The organism is Streptomyces sp. NPDC057099 (assembly GCF_042671245.1).
GTDB classification, from domain to species: domain Bacteria; phylum Actinomycetota; class Actinomycetes; order Streptomycetales; family Streptomycetaceae; genus Streptomyces; species Streptomyces purpurascens.
Map to the genome: position 1 here is coordinate 224,924 of NZ_JBHUTX010000005.1, position 25,859 is coordinate 250,782.

The window sequence follows — 25,859 nt, forward strand, 5'->3', positions numbered from 1 at the left end:
CGTCGTAACCGCACGGCGGGGGAGGGTTCGGCGAGCCAGGCGGCTGCCGGTGCCTCGGAAGCTCCGGCTCCGGCTGGTCCGCGCCGTGCGCGCACTGCGGCCGAGGGCTCGGCGAGCCAGACGACGCCCGGCGACACCTCTCCCTCGTCCCCGGCCACCCCGCGCCGTACCCGTACCGCCGCGGACGGCTCGGCGACCCAGACACCCAGCGGAACGGAATCCCCGGCGACCGGTTCCGAAGCAGCGGCTCCCGGCGCCGAGACGCCGACCACCGGGCAGCCGGAATCTCCCGCCGCCGAGGCCGAATCCCCGGCCCCGTCGGCCGGACCGCGCCGTGCGCGCAGCGCGTCGGAGGGCAGCTCGAGCCAACGCGCCGCGTCCGACCGAGGCGACAGCCAGCCGGGCACGTCTGCCCGCACTCCGCGCAGCTCGGACGCCCCCTGGCACCACGCTCGCCCGGCCTTCGACGAGCCGGAACCGGCACCGGAACCCGAACCGTCGCCCGAGACCGCGCAGGCGCCGGCCTCCGAGTCCTCGGGCGACTCGGAGACCCCCGAGCCCTCAGAGACCACAGAGACCCCAGAGCCCACGGACAACCCCGAAGACCCCGCAGGAGGCACGCGGTGAACGACGCACTCGACGTCACCCTGCGACTCCTGATCGTCTTCGTCGTCTTCCTCACCTTCCCCCTGATCATCGGCCAGACGGAACACAAGGTCATGGCCCACATGCAGGGCCGCCTCGGCCCCATGTACGCCGGCGGCTTCCACGGCTGGGCCCAGCTGGTCGCCGACGGCGTGAAGTTCGCGCAGAAGGAGGACATCGTCCCCGCGGGCGCGGACCGCCGTATCTTCCAACTGGCCCCCGCCGTCGCCCTGCTGCCGTACCTCCTCGTCCTGCTCGCCATCCCCATCGGCCCGGGCGAGGGAGCCGTCGGCCAGGTCATCGACGCGGGCGTCTTCTTCGTCCTGGCCGTCATGGGCGTCGGCGTCCTCGGCTCGCTCATGGCCGGCTGGGCGTCCGCGAACAAGTTCTCCCTCCTCGGCGGCCTCCGCACCGCCGCCCAGCTCCTCGCCTACGAACTGCCGATGCTCCTGACCGCCGCCTCGGTAGCGATGGCCGCCGGCACGGTCTCCCTCCCCGGCATCCTCGACGCCTTCGAGTGGTGGTGGCTGCCCTGGCAGATCGTCGGCGCGGTCGTCTTCTTCGTGGCCGGCCTCGCCGAACTCCAGCGCCCTCCCTTCGACATGCCCGTCGCCGACTCGGAGATCATCTTCGGCGCGTACACCGAGTACACCGGCCTCCGCTTCGCCCTCTTCCTCCTCGCCGAGTACGCCGGAATCGTCGTCCTGTGCGGTCTGACCACCGTCCTCTTCCTGGGCGGCTGGCACGGCCCCTGGGGCGCCGACGGCCTCGGCTGGGTCTGGACCCTGCTGAAGACCGCCGTCCTCGCCTTCCTCGTGATCTGGCTGCGCGTCACCTACCCGCGCCTGCGCGAGGACCAGCTCCAGAAGCTCGCCTGGACCCTCCTCGTCCCCCTGTCCCTCGCCCAGATCGCCCTCACCGGCGTCGTCAAGGTGGTGATCAACTAACCATGGCCCCCATCCCCGGCTCCGGCCTGGCCAAGGGCCTGGCCGTCACCCTCCGCACGATGACGAAGAAGTCCGTCACCGCGCAGTACCCGGACGCCCAGCCCGACCTCCCGCCCCGCACCCGCGGTGTGATCGGCCTGTTCGAGGAGAACTGCACGGTCTGCATGCTCTGCGCCCGCGAGTGCCCGGACTGGTGCATCTACATCGACTCCCACAAGGAGACGGTCCCGGCGGCGACCCCCGGCGGCCGCGAACGCAGCCGCAACGTCCTCGACCGCTTCGCCATCGACTTCGCCCTGTGCATGTACTGCGGTATCTGCATCGAGGTCTGTCCTTTCGACGCCCTGTTCTGGTCCCCGGAGTTCGAGTACGCCGAGACCGACATCCACGACCTCACCCACGAGCGCGACAAGCTCCGCGAGTGGATGTGGACCGTCCCGGCCCCGCCGGCCCTCGACCCCGCCGCGGAGGAGCCGAAGGAAGTCGCCACCGCCCGCAAGACCGCCGAGAAACTGGCGGCCGCCCAGGCGGAACCGCAGGAGGGAGAGTCGTGAGCCTTGCCGCCGAGAGCCACGGCTTCCTTTCCCCGACCGGCGTCGAGATCGCCTTCCTCCTCGTCGGCCTGGTCACCTTCGGCGCCGCGATCGTCACCGTCACCACCCGGCAGCTGGTGCACGCCGCCCTGTGGCTGGTGGTGACCCTCGGCGGCCTGGCCGTCGAGTACCTCCTGCTCACCGCCGAGTTCATCGCCTGGGTGCAGGTCCTCATCTACGTCGGTTCCGTCGTCGTCCTCCTCCTGTTCGGACTGATGCTCACCAGGGCCCCGATCGGCCGCTCCCCCGACGCCGACTCCGGCAACCGCTGGGCCGCCCTCACCGTGGCCCTCGCCGCGGCCGCCGCCCTGGTCTGGGTCGTCGTCGACGCCTTCCGCACGACCTGGATCGACCTGAACGGCCCCGCCGCCGGTTCCACCGAGGCCACCGGCGCGAGCCTCTTCCAGAACTGGGTCCTCCCCTTCGAGGCCCTCTCCGTCCTCCTCCTCGCCGCCCTGGTCGGCGCGATCGTCCTGTCCCGCAAGGCGAAGGCCGACGCGGCGACAGCGCCCGGGACCGCCCCAGCCGATCGCATCCCGGCCGACGGCAGCGACAAGGAAGGCGCCCGCTGATGCACCTCGCCTATCCCGCCGTCCTCTCCGCCCTCCTCTTCTGCACGGGCCTGTACGGCGTCCTCGCCCGCCGCAACGCGATCCTGGTCCTGATGTCGGTCGAGCTGATGCTCAACGCCGTCAACCTCAACCTGGTCGCCTTCGACGTCTGGCTCAGCAAGACCGCCGAGGAGACCCTGCACTCCGGTCAGGCCCTCACCCTCTTCACCATCGCCATCGCCGCCGCCGAGATCGGCATCGGCCTGGCGATCGTCCTCGCCGTCCACCGCAACCGCGGCACCGCGGACATCGACAGGCTCCGCGACACCGCCGAGGGGCACGACCCGGACGATCACGACCCCGACGGCCCCGGCCACGACGCCCTCACGGCCGAGCAGTCCGACGAGGCCCAGAAGGCTGAGGCCACCGCGTGACCACGACCACCCTCGCCGTCCTCGTCCCCCTCCTTCCGTTCCTCGGCGCCGCCGCCGGCCTGCTCCTGGGCCGCGCGGCACCCGGCTTCGTGCGCCCGCTCGCCGTCCTGCCGACCCTCGCCTCCCTGGTGCTCGCCGCGCTGGTCGCCGCACGCCAGGGCGGTGACACGGCCGTCAACGCGGCCACGGAACTCACCCCGACCGGCTCGGTCCCGATCGAACTCGCCCTGCACATCGACGGCTTCGCCGCCCTCGTCGCCGTCGTGGTCGGCCTCGTCGCCTCCTGTGTGCAGATCTACTCGACGGGCTATCTGCGCGGCGACCCGCGCTACCCCTCGTACGCCGCTCTCGTCTCCCTGTTCACCTCCGCGATGTTCCTGGTCGTCTACTCCGGCGACCTGATCGTGCTGCTGGTCGGCTGGGAAGTCATGGGCATCTGCTCCTACTTCCTGGTCGGCCACTACTGGGAGACCCCGGAGGCCCGCGCCGCCTCCCTCAAGGCCTTCCTGGTCACCAAGCTCGGCGACGTCCCCTTCCTCATCGGCCTGTTCGCCCTCGCCACCGACGCCGGCTCCTTCCGCATCACGAAGGTCCTCGGCGCCGTCGCGAGCGGCTCACTCGACCACCCGACGCTGATCGCCCTGCTGCTCCTCGCGGGCGTGGCGGGCAAGTCGGCGCAGTTCCCGCTGCACACCTGGCTCCCCGACGCGATGGCGGGCCCCACCCCCGTATCCGCGCTGATCCACGCCGCGACGATGGTCGCCGCCGGTGTCTACTTCATCGCCCGTCTCCTCCCGGTCTTCGAGGCATCCCAGGCCGCGATGGTCGTCCTCGCCGTCATGGCCGCCGTCACGATGGCCGGCTCGGGGCTCGCCGCGCTCGCCCAGGACGACATCAAGCGCGTCCTCGCGTACTCGACGATCGGCCAGCTCGGCTACATGACCGGTGCCCTCGCCGTCGGCGACCGCGGAGCCGCCGTCTTCCACCTCCTGTCCCACGGCGCCTTCAAGGCGCTGCTGTTCCTCGCGGCCGGCGTGATCATCCACGCCGCCGGCACCAACTCGCTCGCCGCCATGTCCCGCATGCGGAACCTGCGCGACCGCGTCCCCGACGCCTACTGGACGATGACCGTGGCGCTGCTCGCGCTCGCCGCGATCCCGCCCTTCAGCGGCTTCTTCTCCAAGGAGGCCGTCCTCGGCGTCGCCGAGCACGTCGTCACCGGGCCCACCGAGCACGCCCCCGCCGCCGCGGGCTGGATCGTCCTCGTCGCCGGCCTGCTCACGGCCCTGCTCACCGCCGCCTACGCGATGCGCCTGTGGCTGCTCGCCTTCCGGGGCCGGGGCACCGAAGCCCCTGACCACGGCAAGGAGCCGCTGACGATGACCGTCGTGCTGTGGGTGCTGGCCGTCCCGTCCCTGGCCCTCGGCGGATTCGCGTTCCGCGTGCTGCCCGACTGGTTCGACGGCCGTGACCTCGGCCCGACCCTCACCACCTCCGTGCTCGGCACCGGCGTCGCCCTGGTCGGCGGCATCGTCACCTACGGCGCCTGGCGGCACACCACCGCGCTCGCGGCCCGTGTCCCGCTCGGCGCGGTCGCCGCGCACCCCGAGGGCGACGCCGCCCGGGTCGAGGCGGAAGCCATCGCCACCCACGAGCCGGCCTACGGGGACATCGCCTACGCGCCCGACCCCGCCGACCCGGGACGGCTCCTGCTCGGCCCCCTGCACCGGCACGCGGCCGCCGGATTCCACCTGGACGCCGTGTACACGGCGCTCTTCGTCCGCCCGGTCCAGGCCGGAGCGAGCCTCGTCCGGTTCCTCGACCGCGAGGTCGTCGAGACCTATGTACGCGGTGCGGGTGCGCTGCCCCGCTGGCTGGGCGCCGCCGTACGACGCGCCCAGACCGGCAACGTCCAGACCTATGTGAGCGCGCTGCTCGCCGGCACCGTCGTCCTCGCGGTCGCCGCCGTCCTCGTCGCCACGGGAGCGTGAGCAGGCGTGATCGATATCAACGAGTCCGTGATGCAGGTCCTTCTGGCGTTCATCGTCGTCGGCCCGCTCCTCGGCGCCGCCGCGGCTCTCCTGCCGGCTCCGCCCGGGCTGAAGGGGAAGTCACCCGAGCAGGCGGTCCTCCGGCACGGCGTCACCGTCACCGGCGCGGTCCTCATCGCGGCGATCGTCCTCGCGCTCGGCTTCGACCACGACCAGCCGTCGAAGATGCAGGCCAGCACGGACATCAGCTGGATCCCCGCACTCGACGTACGCATCCACCTCGGCATCGACGGCATCTCCCTCCCCCTTCTGGTCCTGAGCGCGCTGCTGACCTTCCTCTGCGCGCTCTACTCGTACTTCAAGAAGCCGGAAGGCCCGCCCCCGAAGGCCTTCGTCGCCCTGCTGCTCGTCCTCGAGTCCGGCACCCTCGCGACCTTCGCCGTCCTCGACCTGCTGCTGTTCTTCCTCGCCTTCGAGATGGTCCTCATCCCGATGTACTTCCTCATCGCCCGCTGGGGCGGTGAGGGCCGGAGCCAGGCCGCCTGGCGGTTCATCCTCTACACGCTGCTCGGCTCCGTGGTCATGCTGCTCGGCCTGCTCCTGATCGGGCTCAAGGCGGGCACGTTCGACATGATGGCACTCGCCACTGACAACGGCCGGTCGCTGACCGCATCCGTGCAGGTCATCGCCGTTTTGTCGATCGGGATCGGGCTCGCGGTCAAGACGCCGATGTGGCCGCTGCACAGCTGGCTGCCCGACGCCCACACCGCCGCGCCGACCGTCGGCTCGGTCCTGCTGGCCGGTGTCCTGCTGAAGATGGGTACATACGGATTCGTCCGGATCCTGCTGCCCATCGCGCCCGACGGCTTCCGCACCTTCGCGCCCTACCTCGCGGCATTCGCCGTCGTCGGCATCATCTACGGATCCCTGGCCTGCCTGGCCCTGGCCAAGCAGGGCGCGAAGGGCGACCTCAAGCGCCTCATCGCCTACTCGTCCGTCGGTCACATGGGCTTCGTCCTGCTCGGCATCGCCACCATGACCCCGACCGGCGTGAACGGCGCCCTCTTCGCCAACATCGCCCACGGCCTCATCACCGGCCTGCTCTTCTTCCTGGTCGGCGCACTGAAGGACCGCACCGGCACCACCGACCTCGACGCCCTCGCCGAGGAGACCGGAGCCGCGCTCTACGGCAAGGCGCCGCGCCTCGGCGGCCTGCTCGCCTTCGCCGCGGTCGCCTCGCTCGGCCTGCCGGGCCTGGCCGGCTTCTGGGGCGAGATGCTGGCACTGTTCGGCGCGTTCCAGCCCGCCGAGGGCCTCAGCCGGCCCGCCTTCCTCACCTTCATGGCGATCGCCGCGTTCGGCACCCTGCTGACGGCCGCGTACCTGCTGATCGTGGTCCGCCGCGTCTGCATGGGCGCCCTGCCCCAGGACGCCCCGAAGCTGGCCGACGTGCGCTCGTACGAGTTCGCGGCCTGGACGCCGCTCGTCGCCCTCACCGTCGTCGCGGGCCTGTGGCCCAAGGCCCTCCTCGGCCTGAGCGACCCGGCCGTCCAGCAGCTCCTCGCAGGAGGCACCCGATGAGCTCCCCGGCCCAGCCCCTGGCCGCGTCGCTGGTCCAGTCCGTCGACTGGCTCGCCATCGCGCCGCCCACCCTCGCGGCGGTCGTCGGACTCCTCGTCCTGGTCGCCGACCTGTTCGTCGCCGAGCACCGCAAGGCGCTGCTCGGCTGGACGTCCGTGGCGGGTCTGGCCGCCGCCACCCTGATGCTGCTGCCCCTCCTGGACGGCGACCGCAGCACCTTCTGCCTGACCGGCGACGCCGGCGTCTGCAGCTACACGGCCGACCGCTTCACCCTGGTCATCCAGTTCCTGGTCCTCGGCGGAGCCCTGCTCACCGCCCTTCTGTCGGTCACCGCCCTGAAGGACGGCCGCAAGGAGCTGCCCGAAGGGGAGTACTGGTTCCTGCTGCTGTCCTCCGCGGCCGGCGCCGCCCTCCTGCCCGCCTCCCGCGACCTCGCGACCCTGATCGTCGCCCTGGAGGTCGCCTCCCTGCCCGCCTTCGCGCTGGTCGGCCTCAAGTACGGCGACCGGAAGTCCTCCGAAGCGGCCCTGAAGTTCTTCCTGTCCTCGGTCACCGCGACCGCGGTCAGCCTCATGGGCATCAGCTTCGTGTACGCCTCCACGGGCACCCTGTACCTCACCCAGGTCGCCGACCGCATCCAGAACGTCGACGGACAGCTCCACACGCTCGCCCAGACCGGCGTCGTCCTCACCCTCGTCGGCTTCGCCTTCAAGACGGCCGCCGTGCCCTTCCACTTCTGGGTGCCCGACACCTACGTGGGGGCGCCCCTGCCCATCGCCGCCTACCTGTCGGTCATCGGCAAGGCGGTCGGCTTCAGCGGCCTGATCCTCGTCACGGTCGTGGCGCTCCCGTCGTACGCCGACCTCTGGGGCCCGGCCCTGGCGGTCCTGGCCGCGCTCACCATGACCGTGGGCAATGTCGGAGCCCTGCGCCAGCAGGCCACGCGCGCGTACAGCGCGGTCCGCCTGCTCGCCTGGTCGTCTGTCGGCCAGGCCGGCTACCTGCTCGTACCGATCGCCGCCGCCGGGTACTCCGGGGACGCCGAGAAGTCCGTCGGCTCCACCGTCGCCTACGCCCTGATGTACGGCGCCGTGAACCTCGGCGCCTTCGCCGTGGCCGCCCTCGTCGGCCGTACGAACTCCCTCAACCGCGTCGCCGACTACCGAGGCCTGTACGCGTCGAACCCGCTGTCCGCCCTGCTCCTGGCGTTCTTCCTGCTCTGCCTCGCCGGACTGCCCCCGGGCATCATCGGCCTCTTCGCCAAGGTCACCGTCTTCGCGGCGGCCGTCGACGCGGGCCTCGGCTGGCTCGCCGTGATCATGGCCGTCAACGTCGTCATCGCGCTGTTCTACTACCTCCAGTGGACGACCCTGCTCTTCCGCGCCCCCGAGGGCGAGCCCGTGCAGCACCGCGTCCCCGCCCCTCTCACCGCCGCGATCGCCCTGACCGGCGTCCTCGGCGTCGTCCTGTCGGGGGCACCCCAGCTCGTCCTGCGCTTCACCGACACCGCCCTCTTCTGAACGACAGCCACTGAACGACAGCCGCTTTCGCCACGCGCGCGTGGGGCACCCGCCTCCCCACGCGCGCGTGCCGCTTCCCGGCGCCGTTCACCCGGACGGCCCATACCCGCCGCCGCACGCACAAGGGAACTAGTGCCCCCCGCCTGGCGTTGACCAGTACGGGAGGGTCCACTGGACGTGACACCACGGCACCAGTGGCACCGCAGATCACCGAGCAAGGGTCCCCCTGCCGCACCACTTGGAGGGCGTACCGTGCACCGCCGGCACAACGGGCTCAGGACCGCAGTCCTCCTCGGGGGACTGTCCGCCCTCATCATCGTCATCGGCAGCTTTTTCGGCCGCATGGGGCTCGTCATCGCCGTCCTGGTAGCGCTGGCCACCAACGCGTACGCCTACTGGAACAGCGACAAGCTGGCACTGCGCGCGATGCGGGCCCGCCCGGTGAGCGAGTTCGAGGCCCCGGGGCTCTACCGCATGGTCCGCGAGCTCTCCACCCAGGCCCGCCAGCCCATGCCGCGTCTGTACATCTCCCCGACGGAGGCGCCCAACGCCTTCGCCACGGGCCGCAACCCGCGCAACGCCGCCGTGTGTTGCACCGAAGGAATCCTGCGCCTCCTGGACGAGCGCGAGCTGCGCGGTGTCATCGGCCACGAGCTCAGCCACGTCTACAACCGCGACATCCTCATCTCGTCGGTCGCCGGTGCCCTCGCCTCCGTGATCATGTTCCTGGTCAACTTCGCCTGGCTGATCCCGATCGGGCGCTCGGACGACGATGACGGCCCCGGCCTGCTCGGCATGCTGCTGATCATGATCCTGGGCCCGCTCGCCGCCTCGCTCATCCAACTGGCCATCAGCCGCTCCCGGGAGTACCAGGCGGACGCCACCGGCGCCCAGCTCACCGGCGACCCACTCGCCCTGGCCAACGCCCTGCGCAAGCTCGAACTCGGCACGAAGCAGCTCCCGCTGCCCCCCGAGCCGCGTATCGAGACCGCCAGTCACATGATGATCGCGAACCCGTTTCGCCCCGGCCAGGGCCTCTCGAAGATGTTCTCCACGCACCCGCCGATGGCGGAACGCATCGCCCGGCTAGAGAAGATGGCAGGTGGGAACCAATGAGGACCATTCTCAACGTCATATGGCTCGTCCTGAGCGGCTTCTGGCTGTTCCTCGCCTACATGCTCGCGGGCCTGCTCCTCTGTATCACCATCATCGGGATCCCGTTCGGCATAGCGGCCTTCCGCATCGGCGTCTACGCCCTGTGGCCCTTCGGGTACACGACGGTCGAGCGCCATGACGCGGGCGCGCCGTCCTGCGTGGGCAACGTGCTGTGGCTGGTGCTCGCGGGCTGGTGGCTGACCCTGGGCCACATCGCCACCGGCATCGCCCTGTGCGTCACGATCATCGGCATCCCGCTCGGCATCGCCAACTTCAAGCTCATCCCGGTCTCGCTGCTCCCGCTCGGCCGCGACATCGTCCGCACGGACGAGCCCTTCACGGCACGCTGACGGCGGGGCGACGCAGCCCGGTTTCCACAGGCCAGGGGTTATCCACAGGCCCGCCCGGCTGTCAGCGGCGGCCCGCATGATGAACCCATGACCGCGATCGAGCAGTTGCCAGGGGAGAGGAGAGCCTGACCAGCACCGGTGGCGGAGTCCTGTCCCCACCGCCTCGCGGTCCTAGGCCCTCCCCGCCCTGGTCCCAGCCCACCGCCGCACTCCATACACAACGGCGCCCACCACCAGCACACCCGCTCCCACGACCACCGAAACCGCCGGCAGCGAGAACGCCAGCACCACGCACCCGGCCAGCCCGACTCCCGCGACCACCCGAGCCACCGGCACCGCCCATGCCGATACGGACGCCGAATCCAGCGTCCACGCCGACGCGTTGGCCACGGCGTAGTACGCCAGCACACCGAAGGAGGAGAACCCGATCGCGCCCCGGACGTCCACCGTGGCGGCCAGGACCGCGACCACCGCACCCACCGCCAGCTCCGCCCGGTGCGGCACCTGGAACCGAGGATGCACGACCGCCAGCGCCCCCGGCAGATGCCGGTCCCGGGCCATGGCCAGCGTCGTCCGCGAGACCCCGAGGATCAGAGCCAGCAGTGAGCCCAGCGCGGCCACGGCCGCACCGACCCGCACCACCGGCACGAGCCAGGGGACCCCGGCCGCCCGCACCGCGTCGGCCAATGGCGCCGCCGCGTCCACGAGACCGTCCGGCCCGAGCACCGAAAGGACAGCCACCGCCACACACGCGTACACCACCAGCGTGATGCCCAACGCCAGCAGAATCGCGCGCGGAATGGTGCGCGCCGGGTCGCGTACCTCCTCACCGAGGGTCGCGATACGGGCGTACCCGGCGAACGCGAAGAACAGCAGCCCTGCCGCCTGAAGCACTCCGCCCGCACCGCCCGAGACCCCGACATCCAGCCGCCCGGCGTCCGCCGCACCGGACACCAGACACCCGACCACCACGGAAGCGAGGACAGCCAGGACCACCGCCACGATCACCCGCGTCAGCCACGCGGACTTCTGGATCCCGCCGTAGTTCACCGCGGTCAGCGCCACCACGGCCGCGACCGCCACCGCATGCGCCTGTCCCGGCCAGACGTACGTGCCCACGGTGAGCGCCATCGCCGCACAGGAGGCCGTCTTCCCGACCACGAACGACCAGCCCGCGAGATACCCCCAGAACTCCCCGAGCCGCTCACGCCCGTAGACGTACGTGCCGCCCGAGGCGGGATACAGGGCGGCGAGGCGAGCCGACGACGTGGCGTTGCAGTAGGCGACGACGGCGGCGACGGCGAGCCCGAGGAGTAACCCGGACCCGGCCGCGTGCGCCGCCGGCGCGAGGGCGGCGAAGATCCCGGCTCCGATCATCGAGCCGAGTCCGATGACGACGGCGTCCCCCACGCCGAGGGTACGGCGCAGTCCGGAACCGGAGGCGTTCATGCGTCGCACCCTACTGATCAGTGCAACCGGCGGTCGTCGCCAGGACGTCCTCCTGACCAAGACGGCGTGACAGCGCGCGGCAAGGACGACGCGCGCGGTGCGCCCGACGTACGACGCACGAGCCCAGCCTGTCGGGAGCAAGATCACATGGCCGGGACAGTGCGAGCACAGTGTGAAAGGGCAGGTTCACGGCATGACCATTATCAGCTGGATCATCCTGGGACTGTTGGCCGGAGCCATCGCGAAGTTCCTGCTGCCGGGGCGCGACCCGGGCGGCCTCATCGGCACGACCCTGATCGGGGTCGCGGGCGCGTTCATCGGCGGCTGGATATCGGCCCGCTGGATGGACCACCCGATCACCAAGGACTTCTACGACGGCACGACCTGGGCCGCGGCGATCGGCGGATCGCTCGTCCTCCTGGTCGCCTACCGCCTCCTGTTCGGCAACTCGCGCAACTGAACGCGCACACCGGATGCGGCCGGCGGACGAGAAGGGTGGACACCGGCAGGTGCCCACCCTTCGTCGTACCTGTGCAGACCGTGAGCCCCGAGGACCCGACCGGACCTACCGGTAGTTCACGAACTGCAGGGCGAAGTCGTAGTCCTTCTCCTTCAGCAGGGCGATGACGGCCTGCAGATCGTCACGGCTCTTGGAGCTGACCCGCAGCTCCTCGCCCTGCACCTGCGCCTTCACGCCCTTCGGGCCCTCGTCGCGGATGGCCTTCGCCACCTTCTTCGCGTTGTCCTGGGAGATGCCCTCCTTGATCGAAGCGAAGATCTTGTACTCCTTGCCGGAGAGCTGGGGCTCGCCCGCGTCCAGAGCCTTCAGCGAGATGCCGCGCTTGATCAGCTTGGACTGGAAGACGTCGAGGATCGCCTTCACCCGGTCCTCGGAGTTCGCCTCCATGAGGATCTGCTCACCGGACCACGAGATCGAGGCGCCCACGCCCTTGAAGTCGTAGCGCTGCGAGATCTCCTTGGCGGCCTGGTTGAGTGCGTTGTCGACCTCCTGCCGCTCGACCTTCGAGACGATGTCGAAACTGGAGTCGGCCATGTCCTGTGGCTCCTTGTATCGGGGTGCGTATCGTGCGTACCGGCGTACGTGGGCGGCCGCCGGTCCCGTTCAGGTCCCGGGCCGCATCCGGACAAGCCTAGCCACCCCCCGCCCTCCGGGCGCCGATCAATCGGGTGGCGAAGCACCCCTCCACATCAGGTATTGTTTACGTCGTTGCCACGGAGCGCCGCCGAAAAGCGGCTCGACGGGCAGCGAACCCCCGGCGGTGTGCCCGAGCGGCCAAAGGGAGCAGACTGTAAATCTGCCGGCTCAGCCTTCCCAGGTTCGAATCCTGGCGCCGCCACACTGGGGAGAACCCCCTTCCTCTGCGGAAACGCAGCGGAAGGGGGTTTTCGTATGTGGTGCCGCAGAGGCGGCGCCCTCGCAGCAGGGTGATGCGTCTCTCACTCGGCGGCTACGGCACGGAGGGCAGTGAACGCCTGTGGCGGCTGCGGGAGTTCGGGCGGCGAGCGGCGTGGCCCGTCAGGCAAACGAAAGGCAAGGAGTCACGTACTCCTTGCCACTCTCAACGTATAGCGCGCGGGGGGCCTTGCGGCAAGCCCCCGGCTCTGTCGCAGAATCTTCGGCCTGGAGCCAGAAACAGGCGAAAAATGGGGTTCTCCGTGATTGATGTGATCATTGTCGGCGGTGGACCGACCGGCATGATGCTGGCCGCCGAGCTGCGGCTGCACGGCGTGCACGTGGTCGTGCTGGAGAGGCTGGCGGAGCCGACCGGGCAGTCTCGCGCGCTCGGCATCCATGTGCGCAGCATCGAGCTGATGGACCAGCGCGGTCTGCTGGAGCGGTTCCTCCCGCTCGGCCGGAAGCACGTGACCGGAGGGTTCTTCGCCGGTATCGGCACGTCGTGGCCCGACCGGCTGGACACCGCGCATTCGTACGTGCTCGGCATCCCGCAGAGCGTCACCGAGCGCCTGCTGACCGAGCACGCCATCGAGATCGGCGCCGAGATCCGGCGGGGCCGCGAGCTGGTCGGGCTGAGTCAGAACGACGACGGTGTGACAGCCGAACTGGCCGACGGCACCCTGCTGCGCTCGCGCTACCTCGTCGGCTGTGACGGCGGACGTAGCACCGTGCGCAGGCTGCTCGGCGTGGGCTTCCCCGGAGAGCCCGCCCGGCACGAGACGCTGCTGGGCGAGATGGAGACGGCGATGCCGCCGGAGGAACTGGCGGCCGCGGTGGCCGAAGTCCGCAAGACCCAGTGGAGGTTCGGCGCCATGCCCCTCGAAGGCGGGGCGTACCGCGTCATCGTGCCGGCCGCGGGGGTGGCCGAGGACCGCACGGTTGCGCCGACCCTGGAAGAGTTCAAGGAGCGGCTGCGGCATTTCGCGGGCACCGACTTCGGTGTGCACTCGCCGCGTTGGCTGTCCCGGTTCGGCGACGCCACGCGGCTGGCCGAGCGCTACCGCGTCGGCCGGGTGCTGCTGGCCGGCGACGCGGCGCACATCCACCCGCCGACCGGCGGGCAGGGGCTCAACCTCGGGATCCAGGACGCGTTCAACCTCGGCTGGAAACTGGCCGCCGAGGTGCGTGGCTGGGCACCGGACGGGCTGTTGGACAGCTACCAGACCGAACGGCGTCCGGTGGCCGCGAACGTGCTGGACAACACCCGTGCGCAGATGGAGCTGTTGCTCTCCGAGCCGGGGCCCCGGGCCGTGCGCCGGCTGATCGAGGAACTGATGGGCTTCGAGGAGGTGAACCGGTACCTGATCGAGAAGATCACCGCGATCGCGGTCCGCTACGACTTCGGCGACGGCCATGAACTCCTCGGCCGGCGGCTGCGGGACGTGACGCTGAAGCGGGGTCGCCTCTACGAGCTGATGCGCGGCGGCCGAGGGCTGCTGCTCGACCAGACCGGCCGGCTGTCGGTGGCGGGCTGGGCGGATCGGGTCGACCACGTCGTCGACCTCAGCGAGGAACTGGACGCGCCCGCGGTACTGCTGCGACCGGACGGCCATGTGGCCTGGGTCGGCGAGGACCAGCAGGAGCTCCTCGCCCGACTGCCGAGGTGGTTCGGCGCGGCGACGGCCTGAGCGCGTCCTGATTGCCTGGACACGGGCGGCGGCTCACTCACATGAACTGAGCGACCTCAGAGGGCGGCGGCCCACCCGGCACTACGGCAACCGGCCGAGCACGCCCCGCGTCCCCCAAAAAAAGAGCCACCACCCCGCCCCCTACTCGCTCCCGTCCCCGTGGACCAACTCGATGTCATGGTCGTCCACACCGGCCCCCGAGACCGACACCGACGCCGCCTGCGGCGGATACCCCGTCGCGATGACCGTGTACGCACCGGTGTCCAGGTCGGAGAACGCGTACGCCCCGTCGACGCCGGTCCGGGTCGTGGCGACGACGTTGCCCGCGGCGTCCACCAGCGTCACCCGCGCGTCGCTCAACGGCGCGCCCCCTCCGCGCACCGTGCCCCGCACCTGCGCGCCGGGCCGCAGTTCGAGCTCGACCCGCGTGGTCCCGGCTCCGCCGATCTCGACGATCCGGGCCAGCGGCCGGTGCTTGGGGGAGTTGACCGCGAGGGTCACCGGGCCCGGCACCAGGTCGGTGACGGTGAACTCGCCCAGCGCATCGGTCCGTCCGGTGGCCCGTACGTCCCCACGCACGTCCGTCACGATGACCACGGCCTCGGCGACCGGAGTCCCGCTGTCCGCCGACCGCACCACACCGGCGAGCCCGCTGGTGCCGCTCAGCAGCACGTCGTACGCCACCGGCTCACCGGCCACGACGATCGTGGAGACCTGCGGCTGGTAGCCCTCCGACGAGGCGATCAGGACGTAGGAACCGGCGTCGGGAGCGTCCACGCCGTACGAACCGTCACCCCGCGAGACCGACCGCCCGAGCTGCTTGCCGCCGAGCGAGATCAACGTCACCGCGGCCCCGCCGACCGGCACCCGCTCGGCACCCAGAACACGCCCCTGCACGGGAATCCCAGCCCTGCCACCGGAAGACCCGACCACCTCGACGTCTGCGACGGCCGGCTCACCCGAAGCCACCTCCTCGGCCCCCGGCACTTCCGAAGCCACCCCCGCGCCCCCCGGCACCTCCACTGCCCCCACCTCCACCCGCTGCCGCGGAATGAACGACGCCACCACGAAGGCGAGCAGCGCGGCCCCGGCCCCGATGGCCAGGACGACCTTGAACCCGTTCTGGGACGGCAGGGCGGTCTGCCCGAAGGGCGTCGTCATCTGGGCCAGCATCACCCCGGCCACCGCGCTGGCCGTCGACGTACCGATGGACCGCATCAGCGTGTTGAGACTGTTCGCCGCGCCCGTCTCCGACGCCGGTACCGCGCTCATGATGAGCGCGGGCATCGAACCGTACGTGAAGCCGATACCGGCACCGATGACGCAGGTGACGAGCACGAAGTGCCACAGTTGCGACATCAGCACGATGTTCAGCCCGTACCCGGCGGCCACGATCAGCGCGCCGACCATCAGGGTGATCTTCGGGCCCTTGGCCTTGGACAGAGCTGCGGAGACCGGGGCCGTGGCCATCATGACCAGGCCTGACGGGGCCATCGTCAGGCCGGCGACGAGCAGCGACTCGCCCAGCCCGTACCCGGTCGCCTCAGGCAACTGCAGGAGCTGCGGAATGACGAGGGACATCGCGAACATCGCGAACCCGACGGCGATCGAGGCGAGGTTGGTGACCAGGACCTGACGGCGTGCGGTGGTGCGCAGGTCGACCAGCGGCTGCCCGACGCGCAACTCCCACCAGCCCCACACCAGCAGCACGACCACGGCCGCCGCGAACAGACCCAGGGTGGTGCCGCTGCTCCAGCCCCAGTCGGCGCCCTTGGAGATCGCCAGCAGCAGGCACACCAGCCCCACGGCCATGCCGACGCCGCCGACCAGGTCGAAGCGCCCGCCGGTGCGCACCTCCGACTCCGGCACGATGGCCGGCACCAGCACGAGGGCGACGGCGCCCAGTCCGGCCGAGGCCCAGAACAGCACGTGCCAGTCGAAGTTGTCCGCGATCAGTGCGGCGGCCGGCAGTCCGAGGGCACCGCCGACGCCGAGGGAGGCGCTCATCAACGCCGTGGCGGAGCCGAGCCGTTCGGCGGGCAGCTCGTCCCGCATGATGCTGATGCCGAGCGGGATCACGCCGGACGCGAGGCCCTGCAGCGCCCGTCCCACGATCATCGGGGCGAGCGCGTCGCTGAGCGCGGCGGTCACCGAGCCGGCCACCAGCATGACGAGGCTGATCAGGAGCATCCGGCGCTTGCCGTACATGTCGCCGAGCCGGCCCGTCATCGGGGTGGCGACGGCCGCGGCGAGCAACGTGGCGGTGACGGCCCAGGCGGCGTCCGACGCCGAGGCGTTCAGCAGCCGGGGGAGCTCCGGGACGATCGGGATGACCAGGGTCTGCATCAGCGAGACCACGATCCCGCCGAAGGCCAGGACCACGACGACGGAGTTGGCCCGTGGCGCCGCGGGCTTCCCGACGTCGGCGGGTCGGGGAAGGGCAGGGGACATGGCCGGGCCTCCGTAGGGGGCGTCAGGGGCAGCGCGACCCGCCAAAACTAAGTCAATTGATTGACTTAAGCAACCGGAATCAGGGTGAGGGCCCAGTAGAGAGTGAGGGCCCGCTAGAGGAAGGAGCAGGCACGGGGCAGGGGACAGGCATACTCGCGCCGCCCACGCGGCACACTGGCCCCATGTCCTCCCGCCGCAGAATCTGCCCCGAGTGCCGCCGCGAGATCGCCGTCGTCGCGGGGCGGTACGCGCGCCACGACCCGCCGGGCGCCCGGGAACACGGCGAACTCACCTCGTGCCCGGGCTCCCGGCGGCAGGCCCTGGTCGGCGCGGAGCAGCCGTCCCTGGACGGCTACGCGGTGCCGGACTTCCCGGGCCAACTTCCCCTGTTCTAGGGAGACTCCGCCCCGGAAGGCGTCAGTTCCCGGCCACCGACTTCACCGCCACGGACACCGGCGCCGGTCCGCTGATCAGCTCCAGGGTGAGCCCGGCCGTCGCGGCGGTGTCCACCAACTCCGCCAGTACGGCGGCCACGTCGTCACGCGGAATCGGCCCGCGACCCGTACGCGCCTCAAGCCGGACGAGACCGGTGCCGGCGTCGTCGGTGAGCCGCCCCGGCCGCAGGATCGTCCAGTCCAGGGCCTTCAGGCCACGCACGTACGCGTCCGCCTCGCCCTTGGCGCGCAGATACACGTCGAAGATCTCGTCACCCTCGTGCCGCGGGTCGGCACCCATGGACGACACGACCACGAGACGCCGTACGCCCGCCTTCACCGCCGCGTCCGCGAAGAGGACCGCCGCGGCCTTGTCCACCGTGTCCTTGCGGGCCGTCCCGCTGCCCGGACCCGCGCCGGCCGCGAAGACCGCCGCGTCGGCACCCCGCAGCCGGTCCGCGACCTCGTCCACGGACGCCGACTCCAGGTCGAGCACGACCGGTTCGGCACCGGCCTCCCGCAGATCGTCGGACTGTTCGGCCTTGCGGATGATCCCCGCGACCTCGTCCCCGCGCGCGGCGAGCAACCGCTCCAGCCGCAACGCGATCTGACCATGACCACCAGCGATGACAATGCGCATGCCTTCGACCGTACGCCCGGACGCCCGCGTCCGCCCCACGACTTCGCCCACGCCCCCACCGACCCACGCCCTACGACAAGCCCTCAAGGCCCCCGGCCTCACGACAGGGCCCCGGCCCCACGACAAGGCCCCGGCCCTACGACGACAGGCCCCCGCCCCTACGACACCTCCCCCCGCCCCTGCCGCGGCAGCCCCAGTTCCGCCGAAGCCGCCGAATCGCAGTACTCCCGGACCGCGCTGGTCCGCGCCACCACGCGCCCCCGGTGCACCACCACCCGGCTGTACGCCAGCGAGAGCGCCCCCGCCAGCCGGTCGCCGCGCACCGCGAGCAACTCGGCCGGGAAGCCCGCCTCCACGCGCACCTCGGGCAGCCCCAGCACCGCCCGCGCCGACCCGCTCACCGCGTCGTACGCCTCCTCGGGCGCCAGCCCGTAGCGCGAGGCCAGCAGGAACGCCGCCTCCAGCGGGTCGCCGCGCCCCACGGGGTTCGACACGTCCCGCAGTGCCCCGCTCCCGGCGGCCACCCGCACCCCGGCCGCGCGCAGCAGCCGTACCGGAGCCGCGCCCCGCCGGTCCACGCCGCCGCAGCCGCCCTGCGGCAGGCACACCACCGCCACCCCGGCCGCCGCGAGCTGGTCGGCGGTCCGCGAGGCCACCTCGGTGGGCAGCCGTCCCAGGTCGCCGCACGGGCTCAGGGTCACGCCGGGACGCAGCCCGCCCGCCATCGCCGCGAGCCGGGCCAGCCGCGCCGGATCCCCGGCGTCCGTGTGCAGGTCGACGGGGCAGCCGTGCTCGGAGGCCACCTCCAGGACCGCCTCCACGTAGCCCGTCGGGTCCGGGTCGAGATCGGGCCGCCCTCCTACCACCGAGGCGCCCATCTTCACCGCGTCCCGCAGCACCGCCAGCCCGTCCGCCCCGGCCACTCCGGTCAGTACCCGGGGCATCGCCACCGTCGTCAGCTCGGCCAGCCCCCGCAGGGCCCGCCGCGCCTGCAACACCGCCTCCAGCGCGCCCAGTCCCTGGACATCCCCCACGCGCACATGGGCCCGCAACGCCGTCGCCCCGTGCCCGAGCTGGAGCAGCGCGGCCTCGGTCGCCCGGCGCTGCACGTCCTGCGGCTCGTCGGAGACAGGGCCCTCGGCGTCGGCCGACAGGGCCGTGTCGGCGTGGGCGTGCGGTTCGGCCGGGGCCGGCAGGAGCAGATAGCCGCCGAGGTCCACCCGCGCCCCGCACGCGCGCGTGCCGCCCGCCGCCAGGCTGCCGGCCGTCCCGACCGCCTCGATGTGCCCGCCGCCCAGCCGTACGTCCACGGTCCGGCCGTCGGTGAGCCGCGCTCCGCACAGCAGCAGCGACGACGGGTCGGCCGGACCCGGCGAGGACGACGACGGGGGCGGTGGCGGCTGCGGCCGGCTGTCGGGCATCGCACTCCAGGGGCTCGGGCTTGCGCACGGGAGGACGCATGATCACGCAGAGTGAGTCGAGCCTAGGACGGCCTCCCGCCCATGGCGCGGAGGAGCGCAATAGTCGTACCGGTGTGGCCCGCTGTGCGGAGGGGAAGGCGCGCGCGAGGCCGTCGGCGGGACGGTCGCGGCGCCCGCGGCGGGTACCCCGAAACGGATTTGGGTGAACGGCTGCAGACCGTGTAATGTCTTCATCGCTCGCCCCAATAGCTCAGTCGGCAGAGCGTCTCCATGGTAAGGAGAAGGTCAACGGTTCGATTCCGTTTTGGGGCTCTGGTGTGTGAGGTTCCCGTCGCGAGGCGGGATCCGATCGCATCACAGCGGTGTAGCTCAGTCGGTAGAGCAAGCGGCTCATAATCGCTGTGTCACCGGTTCAAGTCCGGTCACCGCTACTGACAGTAGCCGATTGCGGGGTCGGTCCTTCGATCGGCTACTCTTCTATGCGTTAAACCATCCCATCCGTTCGTCAAGGAGCACTCACGTGGCTGCCACCGACGTCCGCCCGAAGATCACGCTGGCCTGCGTGGAGTGCAAGGAGCGGAACTACATCACCAAGAAGAACCGGCGTAACAACCCGGACCGTCTTGAGATGAAGAAGCACTGCCCGCGTTGCAACGCGCACACCGCGCACCGCGAAACGCGATAAAACAGGCTCGTACACGAGGCCGCTCCCGAGTGATCGGGGGCGGCCTCGCGTCGTTGAAGGACCCGTACCGGTCAGTAGAGCAACCAGGAGGTGCCGAGCCATGGCGCTCGACCAGTCCTTCGTGGGGCGGACGTACCCGCCCACCGCGCCCTACGAGGTGGGCCGGGAGAAGATCCGTGAGTTCGCCGAGGCGGTCGGGGACGCCAACCCGGCGTACACGGACGTGGAGGCGGCCAAGGAGCTCGGCCACCCCGATGTGATCGCGCCGCCGACCTTCGTCTTCTCGATCACCTTCAAGGCCGCCGGCCAGGTCGTCCAGGACCCCCAGCTCGGCCTGGACTACAGCCGGGTGGTGCACGGCGACCAGAAGTTCGCCTACCGCCGCCCCGTCCGCGCCGGCGACCGGCTCACGGTCACCTCGACCATCGAGGCCGTCAAGTCCCTCGCGGGCAACGACATCCTGGACATCCGCGGCGAGGTCCACGACGAGGCCGGCGAGCACGTCGTGACCGCCTGGACCAAGCTCGTGGCCCGCGCGGCCGAGGAGGCGTGAGCGATCCCATGACGGCGAAGATCTCCTACTCCGACGTCGAGGTCGGCACCGAACTGCCCGCGCAGACCTTTCCCGTGACCCGCGCGGACCTCGTCCAGTACGCGGGCGCCTCCGGCGACTTCAATCCGATCCACTGGAACGAGAAGTTCGCCAAGGAGGTCGGCCTGCCGGACGTCATCGCGCACGGCATGTTCACCATGGCCGAGGCGATCCGCGTGGTCACCGACTGGGCCGGCGACCCGGGCGCGGTCGTCGAGTACGGCGTCCGCTTCACCAAGCCGGTCGTCGTCCCGAACGACGACGAGGGGGCCGTGATCGAGGTCGCCGCCAAGGTCGCGGCCAAGCTCGACGACAACACCGTCCGAGTGGACCTGACGGCGACCAGCGCGGGACAGAAGGTGCTGGGCATGTCTCGGGCGGTCGTGCGGCTGGCCTGAGCCGGCGAGACGAGTGACGGGTAAGGGGCGCTCTCCATTGCGGGGCGCCCCTTGCGCGCGTACGGAGTCGGCGATGTGCCCTTGCGTAGTTAGTGATTGAGTACTAACTTAATTCCATGGCCAGGATGAGTGCGGAGGAGAGGCGCGAGAGTGTCATTCGCGCGGCGATGACCGAGTTCGCCCGCGGCGGCTATCACGGCACGTCGACCGAGGCGATCGCCCGGCGGGTCGGTGTCTCGCAGCCGTATCTCTTCCGGCTCTTCCCCGGCAAGAAGGCGATCTTCCTGGCGGCGGCCGAGCGGTGCGTCGAGGACACCATCCGGATGTTCGCGGAGGCGGCCGACGGGGTGGAGGGTGATGAGGCCCGCCACGCCATGGGTGGTGCGTACATCAAGGCCATTTCCGAACAGCCCGAGCGGCTGATGATGCAGATGCAGATGTACCTCGCCGTGGCGGCCGCCGAGGAAGAGGGGGACCGTGAATTCGGCGAGGCCGTGCGCACGGGCTGGATGCGGCTGTGGGACACCGTCCACCTGCCGCTGGGTGCCGACGCCAGCGAGACGACGACCTTCCTGGCCCAGGGCATGCTCATCAACTGCCTGGCGGCCATGGGCTTCCCGGCTGATCACCGGGTCTGGGCGGGGTTGAACCCGCCGGCGCCCGACAGCTGACAAGGAAGGGCGAGGATGCCGGGCCTTTTCATGACCCAGAAAGTTAGTAATCAATAACTAATCGATCAAGCGAACCATCCCTTGGGGGAGCGATGTCACAGCAGACCGCACGCCGCGGGGGAGCCGCCTGGGCCCTCGTCATCACCAGCGTCGCCGGATTCATGGCGGCCCTCGACAACCTCGTCGTCACGACCGCCCTGCCCTCCATCCGCGAGGACCTCGGGGGCGGCCTGCACGACCTGGAATGGACCGTGAGCGCGTACACGCTCACCTTCGCCGTCCTGCTGATGTTCGGCGCGGCCCTCGGCGACCGCTTCGGCCGCCGCCGGCTCTTCATAGCGGGACTCGCCGTCTTCACCGGGGCCTCCGCCGCCGCGGCCATGGCACCCGGCATCGACTCCCTCATCGCTGCCCGCGCGGTCCAGGGCGCCGGCGCGGCCGTCATGATGCCGCTCACGCTCACCCTGCTGACGGCCGCCGTACCCGCGGCCAAGCGCGGTATGGCGTACGGCATCTGGGGCGCCGTCAACGGGCTGGCCGTCGCCTCCGGACCGCTGGTCGGCGGCACCCTCACCGAACACATCTCCTGGCAGTGGATCTTCTGGCTGAACGTCCCGCTGGGCCTGGCCCTGCTGCCGCTCGCCCGGCTGCGCCTCGCCGAGTCCCGCGGCACCGGAGCCCCGCTGGACATCCCCGGCACGCTGCTCGCCAGCGGCGGTCTCTTCGGCATCGTCTACGGCCTGGTCCGCGGCCCCGTGGACGGCTGGACCGGCTCGCTGGTCCTGACGGGCCTGTTCGCGGGCACCGCACTGCTCGCGGGCTTCGTCCTCTACAGCACCCGCGCCAAGAACCCCATGCTCCCGATGCGGCTCTTCCGCTCCCGGGCGTTCTCCGGCATCAACGCGGCGAGCCTGCTGATGTTCCTCGGCATGTTCGGCTCGATCTTCCTGCTCAGCCAGTACATGCAGGGAGTCCTCGGCTACTCGCCCACCGAGGCGGGCCTGCGGATGCTGCCCTGGACCGGTATGCCGATGCTGGTCGCCCCGATCGCCGGCATCCTCGCCGACCGCATCGGAGGCCGCCCGGTCGTCGCCGCCGGTCTGTTCCTGCAGGCCCTGGGCCTCGGCTACATGTCGGTCGTGGCCACGGCGGACGCCTCCTATACCGCGCAGCTGCCCGCCCTGATCGTCAGCGGCATCGGCATGGCCCTGTACTTCGCCCCCGCCGCGCACCTGGTGATGTCCAGCGTCCGGCCCCAGGAGCAGGGCATCGCCTCCGGCGCGAACAACGCCCTGCGCGAGGTGGGCGGAGCGCTCGGCATCGCCGTCATGGCGTCGATCTTCGCGGCCCAGGGCGGCTACGAATCCGGCCAGGCCTTCGTCGACGGCATGCGGCCCGCCCTGGTGACGGGCTCGGCGGTGGTCGGCCTCGCGGGCATCGCGGCCCTGCTCATCCCGACCCGGCGGCGCACCGAGCGACAGGAGGCCGCCGCCGAACCGGCGCCCGTCCTGGAGACCGCTTCCCACTGACACCCATGGATCCGACGACCAGATCCGACGACCCGAAGGAGGAACGGCCGTGCCCACCCTTCCCTGGACCGTCCCGAACACCCCGCCCGACGACACCGAGGTGCTCGTCTTCGCCTCCCGCTTCGAGACCCGGACCCTGTGGGGAGCGCTGAAGTTCCTCGCCGGCACGCCCGCCGTCTGGCGGCAGGTGAGCCGGAGCCCGGGCGCCTACGGGGCCACCCTGAAGGCGCAGCCCCTCAAGCGGACCTTCTGGACGCTGTCCGCCTGGGAGTCGAAGGCCGCGCTCAACGACTTCGTCCGCTCGGGCGCCCACGGGCCGGCCTCCCGGGGCCTCGCCCCGCAGATGGCCGACGCGGCGTTCACCACCTGGAAGGCGAAGAGCGGCGAGCTCCCGCTCTCCTGGTCCGAGGCGATGCGACGCCTGTCCTGACAGCCACGCGCGCGTGCGGCCGACTTCCTCGCGAAGGCGGTCGCACGTACGCGTGCCCGAGCCCGTCAGTGCCGTCTCGTACTCTTGAGCCCGTGCAGGAACTCCACGACGCCCCCCTCGCCCCGCTGACCACCTTCCGGCTGGGCGGTCCCGCGACCCGGCTGATCACCGCGACGACGGACGACGAGGTGATCGCCGCCGTCCGCGAAGCCGACGAGGCGGGCACCCCCCTGCTGCTCATCGGCGGCGGCTCGAACCTGGTCATCGGCGACAAGGGCTTCGAAGGCACCGCCCTCGTCATCGCCACCCGGGGCTTCTCCCTCGACGGCACCCGGCTGGAGCTGGCGGCCGGCGAGGTGTGGACCGACGCCGTCGCCCGCACGGTGGAGGCGGGCCTCGCCGGCATCGAGTGCCTGGCCGGCATCCCCGGCTCGGCGGGCGCGACCCCCATCCAGAACGTCGGGGCGTACGGCCAGGAGGTCTCCTCGACGATCACCGAGGTCGTCGCGTACGACCGCCGGACCGGCGAGACGGTCACCCTGGCCGACGAGGACTGCGCCTTCTCCTACCGCCACAGCCGCTTCAAGTCCGACCCGGAGCGCTTCGTGGTGCTGCGCGTGCGCTTCTCCCTGGAGGACGCCGGCGGCCTCTCCGCCCCCCTCAGGTACGCCGAGACGGCCCGCGCCCTCGGCGTCGAAGCCGGCGACCGCGTCCCGCTCGCGTCGGCGCGGGACACGGTGCTCAAGCTGCGCGCCGGCAAGGGCATGGTCCTGGACGCCGACGACCACGACACCTGGTCGGCCGGCTCCTTCTTCACCAACCCGATCCTCACGGACACCGACTTCGCGACGTTCCGCGCGCGCGTGAAGCAGCGCCTGGGCGACGACGCCGAGCCGCCCGCCTACCCGGCGGGTGAGGGCCACACCAAGACGTCCGCCGCCTGGCTGATCGACAAGGCGGGCTTCACCAAGGGCTACGGCGACGGCCCCGCCCGCATCTCCACCAAGCACACCCTGGCGCTCACCAACCGGGGGAGTGCGACCACGGAGGACCTCCTCACCCTGGCCCGCGAGGTCGTGGCCGGAGTCCACGAGGCCTTCGGCATCACGCTGGTCAACGAGCCGGTGACGGTCGGGGTCAGCCTCCAGTAGGAGCGGCCGGGCGCTAGGACAGCAGCCAGTCGTCCACGCCCGCCAGGAGCTTCTCCTTCACGTCCTCCGGTGCGGCAGACCCCCGGACCGACTGCCGGGCCACCTCCGCCAGCTCCGCGTCCGTGAACCCGTTATGCTGCCGCGCGATCTCGTACTGTGCCGCCAGCCGGGACCCGAACAGCAGCGGGTCGTCCGCGCCCAGAGCCATCGGGACACCCGCCTCGAACAGAGTCCGCAGGGGGACGTCCTCCGGCTTCTCGTAGACACCGAGCGCCACGTTCGACGCCGGGCACACCTCACACGTCACACCCCGGTCGGCCAGCCGCTTCAGCAGCCGCGGGTCCTCCGCCGCCCGGACCCCGTGCCCCAGCCGGTTCGCGCCCAGGTCGTCCAGACAGTCCCGCACCGACGACGGGCCCGTCAGCTCACCCCCGTGCGGCGCCGACAACAGGCCGGCCTCCCGCGCGATAGCGAACGCCCGGTCGAAGTCCCGCGCCATCCCCCGTCGTTCGTCGTTCGAGAGCCCGAAACCGACCACGCCCCGGTCCGCGTACCGCACCGCCAGCCGGGCCAGGGTGCGCGCGTCCAGCGGGTGCTTCATCCGGTTCGCCGCGACCAGCACCCGCATACCGAGCCCCGTGTCACGCGACGTCGTCTCCACCGCGTCGAGGATGACCTCCAGCGCCGGGATCAGACCCCCCAGCAGCGGTGCGTACGACGTCGGGTCGACCTGGATCTCCAGCCACCCCGAGCCGTCCCGCAGATCCTCCTCCGCGGCCTCCCGCACCAGCCGCTGGATGTCCTCCGGCTCCCGCAGGCACGAGCGCGCCGCGTCGTACAGCCGCTGAAAGCGGAACCAGCCCCGCTCGTCCGTCGCCCGCAGTCTCGGCGGCTCCCCGCTGACCAGCGCCTCGCTCAGCGCGTCGGGCAGTCGCACCCCGTACTTGTCGGCCAGTTCCAGCACGGTCGAGGGCCGCATCGAGCCGGTGAAGTGCAGGTGCAGATGGGCCTTCGGCAGTTCAGAGACATCACGTACACGCTCCATCCCAGGATCCTGCCGTATGCCTCAGCCGTCCCGACAGCGTTTTCCCCGAACGTGGTCTTGCTCGCACGCCCACACGACAAAGCGGGCCGCT

At 71.3% G+C, this 25,859-nt stretch carries 25 protein-coding genes, 3 tRNA genes and 1 pseudogene; 22 read left to right on the top strand and 7 right to left on the bottom strand.

Going from position 1 to position 25,859, the window contains the following annotated elements:
* Window positions 1–572 (bottom strand): annotated as a pseudogene (locus tag ACFT4A_RS09580) (hypothetical protein); the annotation flags it as partial.
* Between the two features lie 51 nt (window positions 573–623).
* On the opposite strand from ACFT4A_RS09580, the gene ACFT4A_RS09585 reads away from it, so the two are divergent.
* The 9 genes from ACFT4A_RS09585 to ACFT4A_RS09625 all read left to right on the top strand — a co-directional run bounded on the left by ACFT4A_RS09585 (window position 624) and on the right by ACFT4A_RS09625 (window position 9,767).
* On the top strand, window positions 624–1,592 hold the full coding sequence (locus ACFT4A_RS09585) for an NADH-quinone oxidoreductase subunit H (RefSeq protein WP_382827495.1): 969 nt from the start codon (window positions 624–626) through the stop codon (window positions 1,590–1,592).
* A gap of 2 nt (window positions 1,593–1,594) precedes the next feature.
* Window positions 1,595–2,146: a NuoI/complex I 23 kDa subunit family protein gene (locus ACFT4A_RS09590; RefSeq protein WP_382827497.1), complete on the top strand. Its 552-nt coding sequence runs from the start codon at window positions 1,595–1,597 to the stop codon at window positions 2,144–2,146.
* Window positions 2,143–2,757: an NADH-quinone oxidoreductase subunit J gene (locus ACFT4A_RS09595; protein ID WP_382827499.1), complete on the top strand. Its 615-nt coding sequence runs from the start codon at window positions 2,143–2,145 to the stop codon at window positions 2,755–2,757. The genes ACFT4A_RS09590 and ACFT4A_RS09595 overlap by 4 nt, the downstream gene beginning before the upstream one ends.
* Window positions 2,757–3,170 carry an NADH-quinone oxidoreductase subunit NuoK gene (gene nuoK, locus ACFT4A_RS09600; RefSeq protein ID WP_382827501.1) on the top strand — a complete coding sequence of 138 codons (414 nt, stop codon included), beginning with the start codon at window positions 2,757–2,759 and terminating at the stop codon, window positions 3,168–3,170. The genes ACFT4A_RS09595 and nuoK overlap by 1 nt, the downstream gene beginning before the upstream one ends.
* Window positions 3,167–5,161: an NADH-quinone oxidoreductase subunit L gene (locus tag ACFT4A_RS09605; protein ID WP_382827502.1), complete on the top strand. Its 1,995-nt coding sequence runs from the start codon at window positions 3,167–3,169 to the stop codon at window positions 5,159–5,161. Before nuoK ends, ACFT4A_RS09605 begins: the two co-directional genes overlap by 4 nt.
* 6 nt (window positions 5,162–5,167) lie before the next feature.
* Window positions 5,168–6,742, top strand: a complete 1,575-nt coding sequence (locus ACFT4A_RS09610; RefSeq protein WP_382827504.1) for a NuoM family protein — start codon at window positions 5,168–5,170, stop codon at window positions 6,740–6,742.
* On the top strand, window positions 6,739–8,262 hold the full coding sequence (locus ACFT4A_RS09615) for an NADH-quinone oxidoreductase subunit N (RefSeq protein WP_382827506.1): 1,524 nt from the start codon (window positions 6,739–6,741) through the stop codon (window positions 8,260–8,262). The genes ACFT4A_RS09610 and ACFT4A_RS09615 overlap by 4 nt, the downstream gene beginning before the upstream one ends.
* 252 nt (window positions 8,263–8,514) lie before the next feature.
* On the top strand, window positions 8,515–9,378 hold the full coding sequence (gene htpX, locus ACFT4A_RS09620) for a zinc metalloprotease HtpX (protein WP_382827507.1): 864 nt from the start codon (window positions 8,515–8,517) through the stop codon (window positions 9,376–9,378).
* Window positions 9,375–9,767 carry a YccF domain-containing protein gene (locus ACFT4A_RS09625; protein WP_376386682.1) on the top strand — a complete coding sequence of 131 codons (393 nt, stop codon included), beginning with the start codon at window positions 9,375–9,377 and terminating at the stop codon, window positions 9,765–9,767. Before htpX ends, ACFT4A_RS09625 begins: the two co-directional genes overlap by 4 nt.
* 171 nt (window positions 9,768–9,938) lie before the next feature.
* On the opposite strand, the gene ACFT4A_RS09630 is transcribed toward ACFT4A_RS09625, so the two are convergent.
* Complete coding sequence (locus ACFT4A_RS09630; protein ID WP_382827509.1) at window positions 9,939–11,216, bottom strand: APC family permease; 1,278 nt, start codon at window positions 11,214–11,216, stop codon at window positions 9,939–9,941.
* Window positions 11,217–11,409: 193 nt separating this feature from the next.
* Here ACFT4A_RS09630 and ACFT4A_RS09635 point away from each other — a divergent pair, with 193 nt between their 5' ends.
* Entirely contained in the window at window positions 11,410–11,676 is a 267-nt protein-coding gene (locus tag ACFT4A_RS09635; RefSeq protein WP_189728674.1) for a GlsB/YeaQ/YmgE family stress response membrane protein, read from the top strand.
* A 105-nt stretch (window positions 11,677–11,781) separates the two neighbouring features.
* On the opposite strand, the gene ACFT4A_RS09640 is transcribed toward ACFT4A_RS09635, so the two are convergent.
* Entirely contained in the window at window positions 11,782–12,270 is a 489-nt protein-coding gene (locus tag ACFT4A_RS09640; protein WP_215119503.1) for a YajQ family cyclic di-GMP-binding protein, read from the bottom strand.
* Window positions 12,271–12,492: 222 nt separating this feature from the next.
* Here ACFT4A_RS09640 and ACFT4A_RS09645 point away from each other — a divergent pair.
* Together ACFT4A_RS09645 and rox are read left to right on the top strand one after the other, a co-directional pair.
* Window positions 12,493–12,574 (top strand) — tRNA-Tyr (locus ACFT4A_RS09645).
* 319 nt (window positions 12,575–12,893) lie between these two features.
* Window positions 12,894–14,321, top strand: coding sequence for a rifampin monooxygenase (gene rox, locus ACFT4A_RS09650; RefSeq protein WP_382827511.1), 1,428 nt, complete (start codon window positions 12,894–12,896; stop codon window positions 14,319–14,321).
* 141 nt (window positions 14,322–14,462) lie between these two features.
* On the opposite strand, the gene ACFT4A_RS09655 is transcribed toward rox, so the two are convergent.
* Entirely contained in the window at window positions 14,463–16,772 is a 2,310-nt protein-coding gene (locus tag ACFT4A_RS09655; protein ID WP_382827513.1) for an MFS transporter, read from the bottom strand.
* Between the two features lie 182 nt (window positions 16,773–16,954).
* Between ACFT4A_RS09655 and ACFT4A_RS09660 the strand changes: the two genes are divergently transcribed.
* Window positions 16,955–17,167 carry a hypothetical protein gene (locus ACFT4A_RS09660; RefSeq protein ID WP_382827514.1) on the top strand — a complete coding sequence of 71 codons (213 nt, stop codon included), beginning with the start codon at window positions 16,955–16,957 and terminating at the stop codon, window positions 17,165–17,167.
* Between the two features lie 22 nt (window positions 17,168–17,189).
* Here ACFT4A_RS09660 and ACFT4A_RS09665 read toward each other — a convergent pair whose 3' ends face one another.
* Both ACFT4A_RS09665 and ACFT4A_RS09670 read right to left on the bottom strand, forming a co-directional pair.
* A complete protein-coding gene (locus ACFT4A_RS09665; RefSeq protein WP_382827516.1) occupies window positions 17,190–17,846 on the bottom strand; it encodes an NAD(P)H-binding protein in 657 nt (218 codons plus the stop codon).
* Between the two features lie 158 nt (window positions 17,847–18,004).
* Complete coding sequence (locus ACFT4A_RS09670; RefSeq protein ID WP_382827517.1) at window positions 18,005–19,267, bottom strand: amidohydrolase family protein; 1,263 nt, start codon at window positions 19,265–19,267, stop codon at window positions 18,005–18,007.
* 239 nt (window positions 19,268–19,506) lie between these two features.
* Between ACFT4A_RS09670 and ACFT4A_RS09675 the strand changes: the two genes are divergently transcribed.
* The 9 genes from ACFT4A_RS09675 (at window position 19,507) to ACFT4A_RS09715 (ending at window position 24,723) form a co-directional block, all read left to right on the top strand.
* Window positions 19,507–19,579: transfer RNA gene (locus ACFT4A_RS09675), tRNA-Thr, on the top strand.
* Between the two features lie 46 nt (window positions 19,580–19,625).
* Window positions 19,626–19,698 (top strand) — tRNA-Met (locus ACFT4A_RS09680).
* Window positions 19,699–19,787: 89 nt separating this feature from the next.
* Window positions 19,788–19,952: a 50S ribosomal protein L33 gene (rpmG, locus tag ACFT4A_RS09685; RefSeq protein ID WP_003948671.1), complete on the top strand. Its 165-nt coding sequence runs from the start codon at window positions 19,788–19,790 to the stop codon at window positions 19,950–19,952.
* A 100-nt stretch (window positions 19,953–20,052) separates the two neighbouring features.
* Complete coding sequence (locus tag ACFT4A_RS09690) at window positions 20,053–20,505, top strand: MaoC family dehydratase N-terminal domain-containing protein (RefSeq protein ID WP_382827519.1); 453 nt, start codon at window positions 20,053–20,055, stop codon at window positions 20,503–20,505.
* Window positions 20,506–20,513: 8 nt separating this feature from the next.
* Window positions 20,514–20,942 carry a MaoC family dehydratase gene (locus tag ACFT4A_RS09695; RefSeq protein WP_382827726.1) on the top strand — a complete coding sequence of 143 codons (429 nt, stop codon included), beginning with the start codon at window positions 20,514–20,516 and terminating at the stop codon, window positions 20,940–20,942.
* A gap of 116 nt (window positions 20,943–21,058) precedes the next feature.
* Window positions 21,059–21,613, top strand: a complete 555-nt coding sequence (locus ACFT4A_RS09700) for a TetR/AcrR family transcriptional regulator (protein ID WP_382827521.1) — start codon at window positions 21,059–21,061, stop codon at window positions 21,611–21,613.
* A gap of 92 nt (window positions 21,614–21,705) precedes the next feature.
* A complete protein-coding gene (locus tag ACFT4A_RS09705) occupies window positions 21,706–23,142 on the top strand; it encodes an MFS transporter (RefSeq protein ID WP_382827522.1) in 1,437 nt (478 codons plus the stop codon).
* Window positions 23,143–23,191: 49 nt separating this feature from the next.
* Complete coding sequence (locus tag ACFT4A_RS09710; RefSeq protein WP_382827524.1) at window positions 23,192–23,572, top strand: DUF3291 domain-containing protein; 381 nt, start codon at window positions 23,192–23,194, stop codon at window positions 23,570–23,572.
* A 92-nt stretch (window positions 23,573–23,664) separates the two neighbouring features.
* Window positions 23,665–24,723, top strand: coding sequence for a UDP-N-acetylmuramate dehydrogenase (locus ACFT4A_RS09715; protein ID WP_382827526.1), 1,059 nt, complete (start codon window positions 23,665–23,667; stop codon window positions 24,721–24,723).
* Window positions 24,724–24,736: 13 nt separating this feature from the next.
* Here the strand turns inward: ACFT4A_RS09715 and ACFT4A_RS09720 are convergent, their stop codons facing one another.
* Entirely contained in the window at window positions 24,737–25,768 is a 1,032-nt protein-coding gene (locus ACFT4A_RS09720; RefSeq protein ID WP_382827527.1) for an adenosine deaminase, read from the bottom strand.
* Window positions 25,769–25,859: the final 91 nt, after the last annotated feature.

What these genes read in the sequence shown, in the direction of transcription:
- ACFT4A_RS09700 (WP_382827521.1), top strand. Translation starts at nt 21,059, where the DNA reads ATGGCCAGGATGAGTGCGGAGGAGAGGCGCGAGAGTGTCATTCGCGCG.
- ACFT4A_RS09625 (WP_376386682.1), top strand. Translation starts at nt 9,375, where the DNA reads ATGAGGACCATTCTCAACGTCATATGGCTCGTCCTGAGCGGCTTCTGG.
- ACFT4A_RS09640 (WP_215119503.1), bottom strand. Translation starts at nt 12,270, where the DNA reads ATGGCCGACTCCAGTTTCGACATCGTCTCGAAGGTCGAGCGGCAGGAG.
- ACFT4A_RS09660 (WP_382827514.1), top strand. Translation starts at nt 16,955, where the DNA reads ATGTCCTCCCGCCGCAGAATCTGCCCCGAGTGCCGCCGCGAGATCGCC.
- ACFT4A_RS09670 (WP_382827517.1), bottom strand. Translation starts at nt 19,267, where the DNA reads ATGCCCGACAGCCGGCCGCAGCCGCCACCGCCCCCGTCGTCGTCCTCG.
- ACFT4A_RS09630 (WP_382827509.1), bottom strand. Translation starts at nt 11,216, where the DNA reads ATGAACGCCTCCGGTTCCGGACTGCGCCGTACCCTCGGCGTGGGGGAC.
- ACFT4A_RS09590 (WP_382827497.1), top strand. Translation starts at nt 1,595, where the DNA reads ATGGCCCCCATCCCCGGCTCCGGCCTGGCCAAGGGCCTGGCCGTCACC.
- ACFT4A_RS09665 (WP_382827516.1), bottom strand. Translation starts at nt 17,846, where the DNA reads ATGCGCATTGTCATCGCTGGTGGTCATGGTCAGATCGCGTTGCGGCTG.
- ACFT4A_RS09720 (WP_382827527.1), bottom strand. Translation starts at nt 25,768, where the DNA reads ATGGAGCGTGTACGTGATGTCTCTGAACTGCCGAAGGCCCATCTGCAC.
- ACFT4A_RS09705 (WP_382827522.1), top strand. Translation starts at nt 21,706, where the DNA reads ATGTCACAGCAGACCGCACGCCGCGGGGGAGCCGCCTGGGCCCTCGTC.
- ACFT4A_RS09615 (WP_382827506.1), top strand. Translation starts at nt 6,739, where the DNA reads ATGAGCTCCCCGGCCCAGCCCCTGGCCGCGTCGCTGGTCCAGTCCGTC.
- ACFT4A_RS09635 (WP_189728674.1), top strand. Translation starts at nt 11,410, where the DNA reads ATGACCATTATCAGCTGGATCATCCTGGGACTGTTGGCCGGAGCCATC.
- ACFT4A_RS09690 (WP_382827519.1), top strand. Translation starts at nt 20,053, where the DNA reads ATGGCGCTCGACCAGTCCTTCGTGGGGCGGACGTACCCGCCCACCGCG.
- nuoK (WP_382827501.1), top strand. Translation starts at nt 2,757, where the DNA reads ATGCACCTCGCCTATCCCGCCGTCCTCTCCGCCCTCCTCTTCTGCACG.
- ACFT4A_RS09695 (WP_382827726.1), top strand. Translation starts at nt 20,514, where the DNA reads ATGACGGCGAAGATCTCCTACTCCGACGTCGAGGTCGGCACCGAACTG.
- ACFT4A_RS09655 (WP_382827513.1), bottom strand. Translation starts at nt 16,772, where the DNA reads ATGTCCCCTGCCCTTCCCCGACCCGCCGACGTCGGGAAGCCCGCGGCG.